Below are 15568 nucleotides of genomic sequence, written 5' to 3' on the forward strand. Positions count from 1 at the left end.
TATATATAGTGGCAACAAGGTGAGGTCAAGCGCAGCATTCTGCGCGACCTGCCGTTATTGCCCTTTAAAAAGACTGGGTTCGGCCTGGACCAAAGCAAAGCGCGGGACCTGCTCGCCGTCAACTTCGACGGTCTCCAGAAACATGCTCAAGGGGCGTACCCAAAAGCCGTATTCGCCATACAGTGCTTGGTAGAACACCACTTCTTCCTCGGTTTCAGAGTGGCGTGCCACGCTGAAAACGCGGTACTGCGGCCCCTTATAATGCTGGTAGAGCCCTGGTTCGACTTTCATGCTCTGGCCCCTTACAAAATTTGTTGAAAAAAAATATTAAAAAGTTTCAAAAAACAAAAACCGGGGCACTGGGCCCCGGCTTCCGTCAACGAAACGCTTAGACGCGTTCGAAGACGGTGGAAATGCCTTGGCCGAGACCAATGCACATGGTTGCAACCCCAAGATTGCCGCCATTTTGCTTCATCACATTAAGCAAAGTGCCGGAGATACGTGCACCGGAGCAACCGAATGGGTGGCCCAGGGCAATCGCACCGCCGTGCAGGTTAACCTTCTCGTTCATCTTGTCGAGCACTTTCAAATCTTTCAGCACTGGCAGGGCCTGTGCGGCGAAAGCTTCGTTGAGCTCGAAGAAGTCGATGTCGTTGATGGTCAGGCCTGCGCGCTTCAAGGCTTTTTGTGTGGCCGGTACTGGACCATAGCCCATGATTGCCGGGTCCACACCCGCCACTGCCATCGAACGGATCACGGCCAGCGGCTGGATGCCCAAGTCCTGGGCACGCTGCGCCGACATCACGATCATGCACGAGGCACCGTCGGTGATTTGCGACGACGTACCGGCGGTCACGGTGCCGCCCTTTGGGTTGAAGGCCGGCTTGAGGGCCGCCAGGCTTTCCAGGGTGGTGTCCGGACGAATGGTTTCGTCGTAATCGAACAGTTTCAGGAAACCGTTCTCGTCGTAGCCGTTCATCGGGATGATTTCATCCTTGAACTTGCCTTCCACGGTCGCCTTGTGGGCGAGCTGGTGGGAACGCACGCCGAACGCGTCCTGGGCCTCACGGGTGATGCCGTGCATCTTGCCGAGCATTTCTGCGGTCAGGCCCATCATGCCCGAGGCTTTCGCCGCGTACAGCGACATGTGCGGGTTAGGATCGACACCGTGCATCATGCTGACGTGGCCCATGTGTTCCACGCCACCGACCACGAATACATCGCCGTTGCCGGTCATGATCGCCTGGGCAGCGGTGTGCAGTGCACTCATCGATGAGCCACATAGGCGGCTGACAGTCTGGCCAGCTGCGGTGTGCGGGATCTGGGTCATCAAGGAAGCCATGCGCGCGATGTTCCAGCCCTGCTCCAGGGTCTGGTTGACGCAGCCCCAGATCACGTCTTCGACTTCGTTGGGATCAACCTTGACGTTGCGTTCCAGCAGCTTGCTGATCAGGTGTGCCGACATGTCTTCGGCACGGGTGTTGCGGTGCATGCCGCCCTTGGAGCGGCCCATCGGAGTACGACCGAAGTCGACAATCACGACGTCTCTTGGATTCAAGCTCATAAATATTCTCGCTCTAGTCGTCTGGGCACTTAACCGAAGAAGCTCTGGCCGTTCTTGGCCATTTCACGCAGCTTCGCGGTCGGGTGGTACAGCGGGCCCAAATCAGCGTATTTGTCAGCCAGGGCAACGAACTCAGCCACACCGATCGAATCGATGTAACGCAGCGCACCACCACGGAATGGAGGGAAACCGATACCGTACACCAGGCCCATATCGGCTTCGGCGGCGGTCTCGACAATGCCGTCTTCCAGGCAACGCACGGTTTCCAGGCACAGGGCGATCATCATCCAGTTGATGATGTCCTCGTCGGACACCTCACGCTGTTCGTAGATGACCGGCGCCAGCACTTCATGCACCGACGGGTCGGCCACTTTCTTCTGCTTGCCCTTCTTGTCGGCCTCGTAAGCGTAGAAACCCTTGCCGTTCTTCTGGCCCAGGCGCTTGGCCTCGTACAGCGCATCGATCGCCGAGCGACGGTCGTCTTTCATGCGGTCCGGGAAGCCTTCAGCCATCACGTCGCGACCGTGGTGGCCGGTGTCGATGCCGACCACGTCCATCAGGTACGCCGGGCCCATGGGCCAGCCGAATTTTTCCATGACCTTGTCGATGCGCACGAAGTCCACACCGGCGCTGACCAGCTTGGCGAAACCGCCGAAGTACGGGAACAGTACGCGGTTGACCAGGAAGCCCGGGCAGTCATTGACCACGATCGGGTTCTTGCCCATTTTCTTGGCGTAGGCAACGGTGGTGGCAATTGCCTCCTCGCTGGACTTCTCGCCACGGATCACTTCCACCAGGGGCATCATGTGCACCGGGTTGAAGAAGTGCATGCCGACGAAGTTTTCCGGGCGCTTGAGGGCCTTGGCCAACAGCGAGATGGAAATGGTCGAGGTGTTGGACGCCAGGATGGTGTCGTCCTTGACCTGGGCTTCAACTTCAGCCAATACCGCCTGCTTGACCTTCGGGTTCTCGACGACCGCTTCGACCACCAGGTCGACGTGGCCAAAATCGCCGTAGGACAACGTAGGACGAATGCCGTTAAGCACCTCGGCCATCTTCGCCGCGGTCATGCGACCTTTATCAACACGGCCAACCAGCAGCTTGGCGGCTTCGGCCAGGCCCTGCTCGATACCGTGCTCATTGATGTCTTTCATCAGGATCGGCGTGCCTTTGGACGCCGACTGATAGGCGATGCCGCCACCCATGATACCGGCACCGAGTACGGCGGCCTGCTTCAAGTCCTTGGCGATTTCGTCGTAGGCCTTGGCCTTTTTCTTCAGCTCCTGATCGTTCAGGAACAGGCCGATCAGGCTCTGGGCCGCCGAGGTCTTCGCCAGTTTGACGAAGCCGGCCGCTTCCACTTCCAGGGCCTTGTCGCGACCGAAGTTCGCAGCCTTCTGGATGGTCTTGATCGCTTCAACCGGCGCCGGGTAGTTCGGGCCGGCCTGGCCAGCCACGAAACCCTTGGCGGTTTCGAACGACATCATTTGTTCGATGGCGTTGAGCTTGAGTTTTTCCAGCTTTGGCTGACGCTTGGCCTTGTAGTCAAATTCGCCGCTGATAGCGCCCTTGATCAGGTTCAGCGCAGCTTCGGCCAGTTTGTCCGGGGCAACTACAGCGTCGACAGCACCGACTTTCAGTGCGTCTTCGGCCTTGTTTTCCTTACCGGCTGCGATCCACTCGATAGCATTGTCGGCACCGATCAGGCGCGGCAGGCGCACGGTACCGCCAAAGCCTGGGTAGATGCCCAGCTTGACTTCCGGCAGGCCGATCTTGGCGGTGGCGGACATGACGCGGAAATCCGCCGCCAGGCACATTTCAAGGCCCCCGCCCAGCGCGATGCCATTGATCGCGGCAACGGTCGGCACGTTGAGGTCTTCGAAATCGCTGAAGATCTTGTTGGCTTCGAGGTTGCCAGCCACCAGCTCGGCATCGGGCAGCTTGAAGTTGTCGACGAATTCGGTGATGTCAGCGCCGACGATAAACACGTCCTTGCCGCTGGAAACGATCACGCCCTTGACCGAAGCATCTGCTTTGATGGTGTCTACGGCCTGACGCAGTTCGTTCAGGGTTAGACGGTTGAACTTGTTGACGGACTCACCCTTGAGGTCGAATTTCAGTTCGACGATGCCACTTTCAAGAGCCTTAACCGTGATGGCTTTACCTTCGTAAATCATCAACTGATCTCCACGATATGGAAGCTGAACAGTACACACTGGACGCTGGTTTCTGGTTTGACATTGACAGTTGCATCAATGCTCACGCCAATCAGCCAGGCACACCCGCCAGTGCGATAGTCGGGATTCTGTACGAGTCGTCTGACAGGCAAACGCTCAATTCATACGCCCGTTTGATTTGGGTACGCCACCTTCATCCAATTCCGAGCAATTGTCAATCGCTCCAAAGGCTAGGAAAAACGCGACTTTCCAGTCATTTCAGAACCCGGACCAAGGGGGGGCAACCCGTCAATATTTAAATATTCACAGGATCAATAATAGGAAAGATGTGGGAAACGGCTGTACAGAAAGGGATATACGGCTAGGCTAGCGGCAACTTGCAGATTTACCGGCCTGCCTGGCCACCTCCAGCCCGGTGATGATGTCGGGCTTTTTATTGCCTGACATTCAGGATTTTCTGTAGGGACTCAGGCCAAAGCCTTGAGCAACGCATCAATATCCTTCAAGACACTCGTTTCGCCCTTCTCGCCCCAGTACAAAGCAATCATCTGCTTGTCGGCTTCGACCTTGTAAACGTTCGCCGGCAGCGTTGCAAAATGCGGCAACAACTTTTCATCCACACACACTTCACGCCATTGATTGACCCACACCCCCGGCTCCAGCTGCCAGTAACTCCAGAGGGCCGGGGTGCTGCCGCGACGTGGCCGACAGTATTGCGCACAGGGGCTCGGCGGCTCCTGCTTGAGCCAGTGCGGCCACTCCTGGGGCGCGAGCTGCATGGCCAGGCCGATGCGGCGTGCCTCCATGCGCAGGGCCATGCGCCCACTCTGCCCACGCGACGGGCGCAGCCAGGCCAGGGGGCTTAAAACCACCGCAAGGATTGACACCACTATCCACACCGTCATATGTGTACTCCCGAATTTCTAGATGAGCGGATTTGACCTGACGCAACCCCATCCGCTTGAAAGCAGCCATACTGAACTTATTGCAGTCCCTTGGAGGAACGCCTCATGCCCTACAAACATATTCTGGTCGCTGTCGATCTGACCGAAGAGTGCGATCCGGTGATCAAGCGCGCGCAGGAATCTGCATTAGCCAATGGCGCCATCCTGTCGCTGGTGCATATCGTCGAGCCCATGGCCATGGCCTTTGGCGGTGACGTACCGATGGACCTTTCCCAGTTGCAGCAACAACAATTTGACCAGGCCAAGGAGCGCCTGGACCGTTTGATTCTCAAATACCCGCACCTGAAAAAGGAAGACTGCCACCTGACATACGGCCAACCGCGGCAGGAAATCCACCACTTGGCCAAGGAAAAGGCCTGTGACCTGATCGTGGTCGGCAGCCACGGCCGTCATGGCCTGGCACTGTTGCTGGGCTCCACCGCTAATGATGTATTGCACGGCGCGCCTTGCGATGTACTGGCCGTCAAACTGGCAAAGAGTTCGTAAGACCGATGAAGGTCTAATGTGGGAGCTGGCTTGCCTGCGATAGCAGCCTGTCAGTTGATGCATCAGGTGGCTGTTACACCGCTATCGCAGGCAAGCCAGCTCCCACAGTTGAATCGCATTTCATATTAAAAAGCCCGGCGCTCATAGAAGAGTGCCGGGCTTTTTTATCGCGGTGCAATCACTCAGGCATCCAGTTCGGCCCAACGCTCAACCAGCGCTTCCAGCTCCTGGTTCAACGTCTCCAGGGAAGCGATGACCGCAGCGGTTTCTGCCGCCGGGCGCAGGTAGAAACCGGCGTCAGCCATTTGCGCTTCTACCGCGGCAATCTGCTGTTCCTTGGCGTCGATCTCACCCGGCAAGGCTTCCAGCTCACGCTGCAGCTTGTAGCTGAGTTTCTTCTTGGCCGCGGGTGCAGCTTCCTGGGCCGGTGCAGCCTCTTGCACAGGAGTCACCACCGCCGAGGTCAGGTCGGCCTTGCCGGACTTGCTCTCGGTTACCCCCAGCAGGCGCGGCGAGCCGCCCTGGCGCAGCCAGTCCTGGTAACCACCGACGTATTCGCGCACCTTGCCTTCACCTTCAAAGACCAGGGTGCTGGTGACCACGTTGTCGAGGAATTCCCGGTCGTGGCTGACCATCAGCACAGTGCCGTTGAACGTCAACAGCACTTCTTCGAGCAACTCGAGGGTTTCCACATCGAGGTCGTTGGTCGGTTCGTCGAGCACCAGCAGGTTGGTCGGCTTGCTGAACAGCTTGGCCAGCAGCAAACGCGCACGCTCACCACCGGACAGAGCCTTGACCGGCGTACGCGCACGTTGCGGGCTGAACAGGAAGTCGCCCAGGTAGCTGAGCACATGGCGGCTCTGGCCGTCGATGTCGATAAAGTCGCGGCCTTCGGCGACGTTGTCGATCACGGTCTTTTCCAGGTCCAACTGATGGCGCAACTGGTCAAAGTAGGCCACGTCGATGCGCGTGCCCTCTTCCACCTTGCCGCTGGTCGGTTGCAGACCGCTGAGCATCAGCTTCAGCAGGGTGGTCTTGCCGGTGCCGTTGGCGCCAAGCAGACCAATACGGTCGCCGCGCTGCAGGACCATGGAAAAGTCCTTGATCAGGAACGGCCCGTCCGGGTGATGGAAGCTGACGTTCTCCAGCACCATGACTTGTTTGCCCGACTTGTCGGCGGTATCCAGCTGGATATTGGCTTTGCCGGTACGCTCGCGGCGTTCGCTACGCTCGACGCGCAAGGCTTTCAAGGCACGTACGCGGCCTTCGTTACGGGTGCGACGGGCCTTGATGCCCTGGCGGATCCAGACTTCTTCCTGAGCCAGCTTTTTGTCAAACAGCGCGTTGGCAGTTTCTTCGGCAGCCAGGGCGGCTTCCTTGTGCACCAGGAAGCTGGCGTAATCGCCGTTCCAGTCGATCAGGCCGCCACGGTCCAGCTCGAGGATGCGCGTAGCCAGGCTCTGCAGGAATGCACGGTCGTGCGTGATAAACAGCACGGCGCCCTGGAAGTCCTTGATGGCTTCTTCAAGCCAGGCGATGGCGCCGATGTCCAGGTGGTTGGTCGGTTCGTCGAGCAGCAGCAGGTCCGGCTCGGACACCAGCGCCTGGGCCAGCAGCACACGGCGACGCCAGCCGCCGGACAATTCGGCGAGGGTCTTGTCGGCCGGCAGTTGCAGGCGGCTCAGGGTGCTGTCCACCAGTTGCTGCAAGCGCCAGCCGTCACGGGCTTCGAGGTCTTGCTGGACGTGCATCAGCTTGTCCAGGTCTTCCTCGGTGACGCAGTTCTGCGCCAGGTGATGGTATTGCGCAAGCAACTCGCCGACGCCGTCCAGGCCTTCGGCAACCACGTCGAACACTGTCCGTCCGTCGGCCACCGGCAATTCTTGCGGCAATTCGCCGATCTTGAGGCCCGGGGCACGCCACACAGAGCCGTCATCGGGCTTCTGGTCGCCTTTTACCAGCTTCATCATGCTGGACTTGCCGGTGCCGTTGCGGCCGATGATGCACACCCGCTCACCACGGGCGATCTGCCAGGACACCTTGTCCAACAACGGCATGGCGCCGAAAGCAAGGGACACATCGCTGAATTTGAGCAGGGTCATACGCTTCTCCAAAAACTGGGCGCGCATTCTACCTGACTTGAGGGTGGGATGCGGTCGGGATTTTCTCTATCGACACGTTCTGTAGGACATTTCTGGCGATCTTCAACCAACCGGCCGGCAAAGCTTTCGCGGGCCGCTGGCAAAAGGCTAAGCTAGGGGCAATCAGTGTCGGCAGTGCCGGTGCTAGTCGTGATTTCTCTGCACGGACGTCTCATGCGCAGTCGCCTTTTCAACTTTTTATCTTGCCTGCTTCTTACCGCCACTGCCGTTCAATCCGCCCAGGCGGTGGACCTCACTACCCAACGTCAGTATTACGATCAAGCCAAACGCGCCCTGGCCAAGGGTGACAGCGGCCCCTACATGCAATACAGCCAGGCCCTGGCCGACTACCCGCTCACGCCGTACCTGGCGTATGACGAGCTGACCGCACGCCTGAAAACCGCGAGCAACGAGGAAATCGAACAGTTCCTCGCCAAACACGGCGACCTGCCCCAGGCCAACTGGATGAAACTGCGTTGGCTGCGCTGGCTGGCCGAGCGTGGCGATTGGCAGACCTTTGAAAAGTACTACGACGCCAAGCTCAATTTCGTCGAACTCGACTGCCTGCACGGCCAGTACCAGCTCAGCCACAATCTCAAAGCCGAAGGCTACAAGACCGCCGAAAAACTGTGGATGACCGGCAAAACCCAGCCGACCGCTTGTGACGCTACGTTCGGCCAATGGGCCGCTGCCGGCCAGTTGACCGAACAGAAGATCTGGGACCGCGCCAAACTCGCCGCCGAAGCCCGTAACTACGCGCTGGCCAACAGCCTGGTGAAAACCCTGCCAACCCTCGGCGCCCAAGGCCGGCTGATGGTGGATGTGGCGCAGAAGCCCGACATGCTCAGTGACCCGTCACGCTTCCTGCCGGCCACCGAAGCGATGTCGGACGCCGTGGGCCTGGGCCTGCGTCGCCTTGCGCGCCAGGATCCGGACAAGGCCATGGCCCTGCTCGACGGTTACGCCAGCAGCATGCACTTCTCCCGTGACGAAAAAGTGTCGATTGCCCGCGAGATTGGCCTGACCCTGGCCAAGCGCTTCGACCCGCGTGCGCTGGAAGTGATGACCAAGTACGACCCGGAACTGCGCGACAACACCGTGTCCGAATGGCGCCTGCGCCTGCTGTTGCGCCTGGCACGTTGGGAAGATGCCTACCAGTTGACCCGCAAGCTTCCACAAGACCTGGCCACAAGCAACCGCTGGCGCTACTGGCAGGCGCGCAGCCTGGAGCTGGCCGAGCCGCAAAACCCGCAGGCGCTGGTGCTCTACAGGAACGTGGCCAAGGAGCGGGACTTCTACGGCTTTCTCGCCGCTGATCGCTCCAAATCCCCCTACCAGTTGAACAATAAACCGCTGGTGATGAGCCAGGCGCTGGTCAACAAGGTCCGCAATACCCCAGGTGTACGCCGTGCCCTGGAATTCTATGCCCGCGGCCAGATCGTCGACGGCCGCCGCGAGTGGTATCACGTCAGCCGCCACTTCAACCGCGACGAGATGGTTGCCCAGGCCAAGCTGGCCTACGACATGAAATGGTACTTCCCGGCGATCCGCACCATCAGCCAGGCGCAGTACTGGGACGACCTGGATATCCGCTTCCCGATGGCCCACCGCGACACCCTGGTGCGCGAAGCCAAGGTACGAGGCCTGCATTCGAGCTGGGTATTCGCTATAACGCGCCAGGAAAGTGCTTTTATGGATGACGCCCGCTCCGGCGTCGGCGCCAGCGGCCTAATGCAACTGATGCCCGGCACCGCCAAGGAAACGGCGCGCAAGTTCAGCATCCCCCTGGCCTCCCCGGCCCAGGTGCTGGACCCGGACAAAAACATCCAGCTCGGCGCCGCGTACCTGAGCCAAGTGCACAGCCAGTTCAATGGCAACCGCGTGCTCGCCTCCGCCGCCTACAATGCCGGCCCCGGCCGCGTGCGCCAGTGGCTGCGCGGCGCAGACCACCTGAGTTTCGATGTCTGGGTGGAAAGCATCCCCTTCGACGAAACCCGCCAGTATGTGCAGAACGTGCTGTCTTATTCGGTGATCTACGGGCAGAAGCTCAATTCGCCGCAGCCGCTGGTGGATTGGCATGAGCGGTATTTTGACGATCAGTGATAAGAGCAGCTTCAAGCGATAAGTTTGAAGCTGTGAGAAAATGCCCGCATTGATAAATGCGGGCATTTTTTATGGTGCTGCTGGAAGCCCACTTTGCCCAGCTTCGGCCAGCGCCAAGTTCAACGCCTGTAGCATGAACTCTACAAAGGGCGTTGCCTGCGCTTGCTGGTCTGCTGCGGACAGTGCGACGTAGTAAGCCTCTTGCTGCTCTCGAATCACCGCTTCCACCGGCAGGTATGCCAGCACCGAGCGCCACTGGCTGAGTATCAAGCTTTGCCAGAGCCGCCCCATCCGCCCATTACCGTCAGCAAATGGATGAATGAATTCGAACTCATAATGGAAGACGCAACTGGCTATCAACGGATGCCAGTCGGAAACCGCCAGCCATTGCAGCAAATCGTCCACCAAGTGAGTTACACGGCTCGCAGGCGGCGCCATATGGACAAGTTGCTCGCCGCGATAGATGCCGACACCTGTCTGTCGAAACCGACCGACATCGTCGATCAATCCAAACATGAGCAGTTCGTGAGCCTTGAGCAGGTCGACACGATCACCTGGATTCCACTGCGGCATGGCCTCGTAAGCAGCAAATGCATTACGCACTTCCTGAATTTCCCGGGGCAAGCCCAGCACCCGCTTACCTTCCAGAACAGCCGTCACCTGCTCGACGCTGAGCGTGTTGTTTTCGATCGCCAGTGAAGCCTGAATGGTGCGAATTCGATTGCCGCGCCTTAACTGAGGCGTCTGGCGGCCATCGTCACCGACTGAAAGCTGACCAATCTGCTCACTGATATCTGCCACAAGGGCCAGCATTTTTGGAGTCAGCGTCAACGGAGGTTGATAACGGCTCATGTCCTCATCCAGATCAATAACGAAAGATCACATGATGCCTCATTGAGCAGGGGTATCGCAGCTTCATTCCGTCTCCCCCCCTTCACTGAACTGCAACGCCGCCAACCGCGCATACAGCGGATTGCTCGCAATCAATTGCCTATGCGTACCCACCGCCACAAGCTTGCCTTGATCCATCACCGCTATTCGATCGGCATTCTTGACGGTCGCCAGGCGGTGAGCGATCACTAAAGTGGTTCGTCCCTGCATCAGTTGCGGCAGCGCTTGCTGGATCAGGTGCTCACTCTGGGCATCGAGAGCGCTGGTGGCCTCGTCCAGCAACAGGATCGGCGCATCTACCAGCAAGGCGCGTGCGATGGCAAGGCGTTGGCGCTGGCCGCCGGAGAGGCCCATGCCGCCATCGCCAAGATGGGTCTGGTAGCCATCGGGCATTTGCAGGATGAAGTCGTGGGCATGGGCGATACGCGCAGCGACTTCGACCTGGGCCATGGTGGCGGACGGGTTGCCGTAGCGGATGTTTTCCTCGACGCTGCCGAAAAACAGCGCCGGGCTCTGGGACACCAGGGCGAAATGGCGACGCAGGTCCAGAGGGTCCAGCTCGGTCAGCGGGCGGCCTTCGAGCAGAATGCGACCTTGCTGGGGATCGTAGAAGCGCAGCAGCAGGTCGAAAATTGTCGATTTGCCCGCGCCGGAGGGACCTACCAGCGCCAGGGTTTCGCCGGGATTGATGGTCAGGTTCAAGCCATCGATGGCGTAGCTGTCCGGCCGTGAGGGGTAGGAAAAGCGCAGATCTTGCAGCTCCATGCGGCCACTGACCCGCTCCGGCAAACGTACGCTGCCATTGGCCGGCGCCTGGATATCGTTGCTCGACTGCAACAGTTCACCAATGCGCTCGGCCGCGCCGGCGGCACGCTGCAACTCGCCGAGCACTTCGCTCAGGGTGCCGACGGCGCTACCGACGATCAGGCTGTAGAACACAAACGCGGCCAGCTCACCGCCGGAAATGCGCCCGCTGATCACGTCCATGCCGCCTACCCACAGCATCACGCCCACAGCGCCAAGCACCAACATGATCACCAGGGTAATCAGCCAGGAGCGCTGCAAGATGCGTTTACGAGCGGTAGTGAAGGCCTCTTCCACGGTGACGGCGAAACGCTGTTCGTCCTGCACCTGATGGTTGTAGGCCTGCACTGTCTTGATCTGGCCAAGGGTTTCAGAGACGTAGCTACCGACATCGGCGATGCGGTCCTGGCTCTGACGCGACAGGCTGCGCACGCGGCGACCGAAAATCAGGATCGGTGCCAGCACCAGGGGCAGTGCCACCACCACGATACTGGTGAGTTTGGGGTTAGTGATGAACAGCAACACGATGCCACCGATGACCATCAAGGCATTGCGCAGAAACAGCGACAGCGATGAGCCAATCACCGATTGCAACAAAGTGGTGTCGGTGGTCAGCCGCGACTGGATTTCCGAGCTGCGGTTGTTCTCGTAGAAGCCGGGGTGCAGGTAGATCAGGTGATTGAATACCTGCCGGCGAATGTCCGCCACCACCCGCTCGCCAATCCAGGACACCAAATAAAACCGCGTGAAGGTGCCCACGGCCAGGCCCAGCACCAGCACCATGAACAGGCCGATGGACTGGTTGAGCAAGTGCGGTGACTGGGTCATGAAACCCTGGTCCACCAGCAGGCGTATGCCCTGCCCCATGGACAGAGTGATACCGGCAGTGACGATGAGCGCCAACAGGGCGCCCAGCGCCTGCCAGCGGTAGGGCGCAATAAAGCGGCTGGCCAGGCGGATCGCACGGCGTTGACGGGTCGAGAGCATGGGACATCACCAATGAGGAGTCTGTACCTCAACATTGGGGGAACTTGCGTGAATAACAATGAGTCAGGTTAATTATGCCCGCCGACGCAAGCCCATAGAGGCTATCGGTCTAAGACTCATCTGGAAATATGTACCGGTTTCTGGTGGACTGGGTGTTCGAACCGATGATCGCGTAGGGAGTTGTAACAGCGCGTTCACGCGGGGGATTTAAAGTAGGTATACAACCTGATGAGGAGACAGGCCATGACCTTGCAAGATAGCAGCAACGCCAAGATTGAAGTGATCCGCCAGCCGCAGCAACTGCCATGCTCGTACATCGATGCCAAGGGCCGCGAAGTGCAGATTACCGAAGAGATGATCCAGCAAGCATGCAGTGAGCTGGAACAGCGTCTGGTCAAACCTGCCCAGCAAGGCTGATACGCCCGCGCTCTTTGAGACCCGGCCCAGGTGGCCGGGTTTTTTATGGGGGTCTACAGGGCTTCGGCGCCCAAGGCCGAGACGATAGCGGACAACGCCGTCGACTCACCATTGATCCGCACCTTCAAGCCGTCAATCTCGCGCCGTAGCGGATAGTGCTTGCGCAGCAGGTCGAATGCCTTGCGCTGTTCCTCCACCGTGCCGACCAGGCTGCGGCGGAAATCCGCATCGTCACGGCGCGGGTCGTACACACTGCGGCACAGGGTCGCCAGTGCCCAGGCAGGATCAGTTGCAGCGTTCAGGTGCACTTCGGCCAGCCACGGTGCCGGCAACAAATCACTCAGCTGAACACTCGGCTCCTGGCCCAGGTGCGCGCAGAACGCCTGGTAGATCTGCGCCGTGCCGCGCTGCTTGCCGTCAAGGCTGTAGCCGGCGATATGCGGCGTAGCCAGCACGCACAGGTCAGCCAGGTCGACATCCACCTCGGGCTCACCTTCCCACACGTCCAATACGGCTTGCAGGTCTTCACGGGCCAGCAGCACCTCACGCAGGGCGGTGTTATCCACCACTGCACCACGGCTGGCATTGATCAGCCAGGTACCGGGCTTGAGCTGCTCCAGGCGCTGGCGATCCAACAGGTGCCAGGTGGAACCATTGCCGGACTTGGTCAGCGGTGTGTGCAAGCTGATCACGTCGCACTGCTCGATGATCTGCTGCAGGCTGACGTAGTCACCGTCTTCGGCGATCTGGCGCGGCGGGTCGCAGACCAGCACATTCCAGCCCAGGCCCTTGAGCACCTTGACCAGCCGCCCGCCGACTTCACCGGCCCCGACCACGCCATAGGTGCGCTGGCCAAGCTCAACCCCTTCGATTTCGGCCAGGGTCTGCAAGCTGCCGAGCACGTAGTCCACGACGCCACGGGCATTGCAGCCCGGCGCGCTGGACCACTGGATACTCGCCTGCTTGAAGTAATCGAGGTCCAGGTGGTCGGTGCCGATGGTGCAGGTGCCGACGAAGCGTACGTTGCTGCCTTCGAGCAAGGCACGGTTGACGTTGGTCACCGAGCGCACCAGCAGCACGTCGGCCTGCGCGACGGTGGCGCGGTCGATGGACCGGCCGGGCACGCGGCGAATCTCGCCAAACCCTTCGAAGAATGCATCGAGCAGCGGGATATTTTCGTCGGCAACAATCAGCATGGCAGGCTCCTTTGGCGGATCAACAGTGTACAGGCTTGTGAGGATCCAATGTGGGAGGGGGGTGCCTGCGTGGTTGCATTACAAATCAACAACACAGGTTTTTTCCTGACCGCTGCGTCAAAGCGTAGAATCCGCCGTCCTTGCGACTGCCTTTTGATTGGACACCTGTACGTGAACACTGCCACCGCTACCCTCTCCCGCCCCGCGCGCATCAGCCGGGAAGTGCGCGGCCTGCTGACGCTGGCCTTGCCGATCATGATCGGTCAATTGGCAACCACCGCGATGAGCTTTGTCGATGCGGTGATGGCCGGGCGTGTCAGCCCCCAAGACCTGGCGGCAGTCGGCCTGGGCAATTCGATCTGGATCCCGGTGTACCTGCTGATGACCGGCACTTTGCTGGCTACCACGCCGAAAGTTGCCGAGCGTTATGGCGCGGGTAAACTCACCGAGATCGGGCCGTTGGTGCGCCAATCGTTGTGGTTGGCCGTGGTGGTCGGCCTCTGCGGCGCGCTGTTGCTGCTATGCGCCGAGCCGATCCTGCATGCGATGAAGGTCGAGCCTGACCTGATCGAGCCGTCCATGGGTTACCTGCATGGCATCGCTGCGGGCATGCCGGCGATTGCGCTGTATTACGTGCTGCGCTGTTTCAGTGACGGGCTGGGCCGTACACGGCCGAGCATGGTCATGGGCCTGTGCGGCCTGGCGTTGAATATTCCGTTGAACTACATCTTCATCTACGGCCACTTCGGCGTGCCGGCGATGGGCGGCGTGGGTTGCGGCTGGGCCACGGCGATTGCGATGTGGGTGATGATGCTTGGCCTGGCCGGCTGGACGCGCTGGGGCCCGGTTTACCAGAGCAGCGAATTGTTCAAGCGTTTCGACTGGCCGCAATGGACGGTGATCAAGCGCATATTGAGCATCGGCCTGCCGATTGGTGTGGCGATCTTCGCCGAGTCGAGCATCTTCGCGGTGATTGCCCTGTTGCTTGGCAGCCTGGGCGCTACCGTGGTGTCCGGCCATCAGATCGCGCTCAACGTCAGCTCCCTGGTGTTCATGATCCCCTACTCCCTGAGCATGGCCGTGACCGTGCGGGTCGGCCAGGCCCTGGGCCGTGGCGAACCCCGCGAAGCGCGCTTCGCTGCGGGGGTCGGCATGGGCACCGCACTGGGCTATGCGTGCCTGTCGTGCAGCCTGATGCTGGTGTTTCGCGAGCAGATCGCAGCGATCTATACGCCGGACCCGGTGGTGATCCACCTGGCATCAATGCTGATCGTATTCTCGGCGCTGTTCCAGTTCTCCGACTCGATCCAGGTCACCGCGGCCGGCGCACTGCGCGGCTACCAAGACACCCGGGTGACCATGGTGCTGACCTTGTTCGCCTACTGGGGCGTAGGGTTACCGGTGGGTTACGCCCTGGGGCTGACCGACTGGCTCGGCGAGCCCAGCGGCCCAAGCGGCTTGTGGCAAGGGCTGATCGTCGGCTTGAGCTGTGCGGCGGGGATGTTGCTGGTGCGCCTGGCGCGCAGTGCACGCCGACGCATTCACGCAGACAAGGCGAGGGGTTAATCGAGCTTCTTGCGGATCCAGTACAGATAGGTCCCGGCCTGCTCCTGCTGGTCCACCAGTTCGTGGTCAAGAAACACACAGAACTTGGGGATATCACGGCGGGTCGACGGGTCGGTGGCGATCACCTTGAGCAAGCCGCCCGCCGGCAGGTCGCGGATATGCTGGTGCAGCATCATCACCGGCTCCGGGCAGTTGAGCCCGGTGGCGTCGAGGGTGCCGTCTACGGGTAAATCAACACTCATACTTTACTCCTGAAACAGGCCCGCTCTTA

General features: G+C 60.0%; 12 protein-coding genes and 1 pseudogene. 4 read left to right on the forward strand and 9 right to left on the reverse strand.

The genetic code is table 11. The annotated features are described in order from the left end of the window. Positions 1-54 precede the first annotated feature (54 nt). The 4 genes from BLU48_RS17525 to BLU48_RS17540 all read right to left on the reverse strand — a co-directional run bounded on the left by BLU48_RS17525 (position 55) and on the right by BLU48_RS17540 (position 4646). Entirely contained in the window at positions 55-291 is a 237-nt protein-coding gene (locus BLU48_RS17525) for a DUF1653 domain-containing protein (RefSeq protein WP_032803813.1), read from the reverse strand. A gap of 97 nt (positions 292-388) precedes the next feature. Continuing rightward, positions 389-1564 (reverse strand): acetyl-CoA C-acyltransferase FadA, encoded by a 1176-nt coding sequence (fadA, locus tag BLU48_RS17530; RefSeq protein WP_043047500.1) that lies wholly within the window; start codon positions 1562-1564, stop codon positions 389-391. Between the two features lie 29 nt (positions 1565-1593). Further along, the gene (fadB, locus tag BLU48_RS17535; protein ID WP_057022090.1) at positions 1594-3741 is read right to left on the reverse strand and encodes a fatty acid oxidation complex subunit alpha FadB; all 2148 of its coding nucleotides are present in this window, start codon (positions 3739-3741) and stop codon (positions 1594-1596) included. Positions 3742-4208: 467 nt separating this feature from the next. Continuing rightward, positions 4209-4646 carry a hypothetical protein gene (locus BLU48_RS17540; RefSeq protein ID WP_057022089.1) on the reverse strand — a complete coding sequence of 146 codons (438 nt, stop codon included), beginning with the start codon at positions 4644-4646 and terminating at the stop codon, positions 4209-4211. A 105-nt stretch (positions 4647-4751) separates the two neighbouring features. Between BLU48_RS17540 and BLU48_RS17545 the strand changes: the two genes are divergently transcribed. Continuing rightward, a complete protein-coding gene (locus BLU48_RS17545) occupies positions 4752-5192 on the forward strand; it encodes a universal stress protein (RefSeq protein WP_005786147.1) in 441 nt (146 codons plus the stop codon). Positions 5193-5374: 182 nt separating this feature from the next. Here the strand turns inward: BLU48_RS17545 and BLU48_RS17550 are convergent, their stop codons facing one another. Then, on the reverse strand, positions 5375-7294 hold the full coding sequence (locus tag BLU48_RS17550) for an ATP-binding cassette domain-containing protein (RefSeq protein ID WP_057022088.1): 1920 nt from the start codon (positions 7292-7294) through the stop codon (positions 5375-5377). Positions 7295-7507: 213 nt separating this feature from the next. Here BLU48_RS17550 and BLU48_RS17555 point away from each other — a divergent pair, with 213 nt between their 5' ends. Next, entirely contained in the window at positions 7508-9436 is a 1929-nt protein-coding gene (locus BLU48_RS17555; protein WP_057022087.1) for a transglycosylase SLT domain-containing protein, read from the forward strand. Between the two features lie 90 nt (positions 9437-9526). Here BLU48_RS17555 and BLU48_RS17560 read toward each other — a convergent pair. Together BLU48_RS17560 and BLU48_RS17565 are read right to left on the reverse strand one after the other, a co-directional pair. After that, positions 9527-10288, reverse strand: a pseudogene (locus BLU48_RS17560) (Fic family protein); the annotation flags it as partial. A gap of 63 nt (positions 10289-10351) precedes the next feature. After that, positions 10352-12118, reverse strand: coding sequence for an ABC transporter transmembrane domain-containing protein (locus BLU48_RS17565; protein ID WP_057022085.1), 1767 nt, complete (start codon positions 12116-12118; stop codon positions 10352-10354). A gap of 243 nt (positions 12119-12361) precedes the next feature. Between BLU48_RS17565 and BLU48_RS32050 the strand changes: the two genes are divergently transcribed. Continuing rightward, on the forward strand, positions 12362-12535 hold the full coding sequence (locus BLU48_RS32050; protein ID WP_043047507.1) for a PA1571 family protein: 174 nt from the start codon (positions 12362-12364) through the stop codon (positions 12533-12535). Between the two features lie 53 nt (positions 12536-12588). Here BLU48_RS32050 and pdxB read toward each other — a convergent pair whose 3' ends face one another. After that, complete coding sequence (pdxB, locus tag BLU48_RS17570) at positions 12589-13731, reverse strand: 4-phosphoerythronate dehydrogenase PdxB (RefSeq protein ID WP_057022084.1); 1143 nt, start codon at positions 13729-13731, stop codon at positions 12589-12591. A gap of 171 nt (positions 13732-13902) precedes the next feature. On the opposite strand from pdxB, the gene BLU48_RS17575 reads away from it, so the two are divergent. Next, complete coding sequence (locus BLU48_RS17575) at positions 13903-15297, forward strand: MATE family efflux transporter (protein ID WP_057022083.1); 1395 nt, start codon at positions 13903-13905, stop codon at positions 15295-15297. Here BLU48_RS17575 and tusA read toward each other — a convergent pair. Continuing rightward, entirely contained in the window at positions 15294-15539 is a 246-nt protein-coding gene (gene tusA / locus BLU48_RS17580) for a sulfurtransferase TusA (RefSeq protein ID WP_046071486.1), read from the reverse strand. The two genes, BLU48_RS17575 and tusA, sit on opposite strands and share 4 nt — an antisense overlap. Positions 15540-15568: the final 29 nt, after the last annotated feature.

This window comes from Pseudomonas synxantha, from assembly GCF_900105675.1.
Lineage (GTDB): Bacteria > Pseudomonadota > Gammaproteobacteria > Pseudomonadales > Pseudomonadaceae > Aquipseudomonas > Aquipseudomonas synxantha.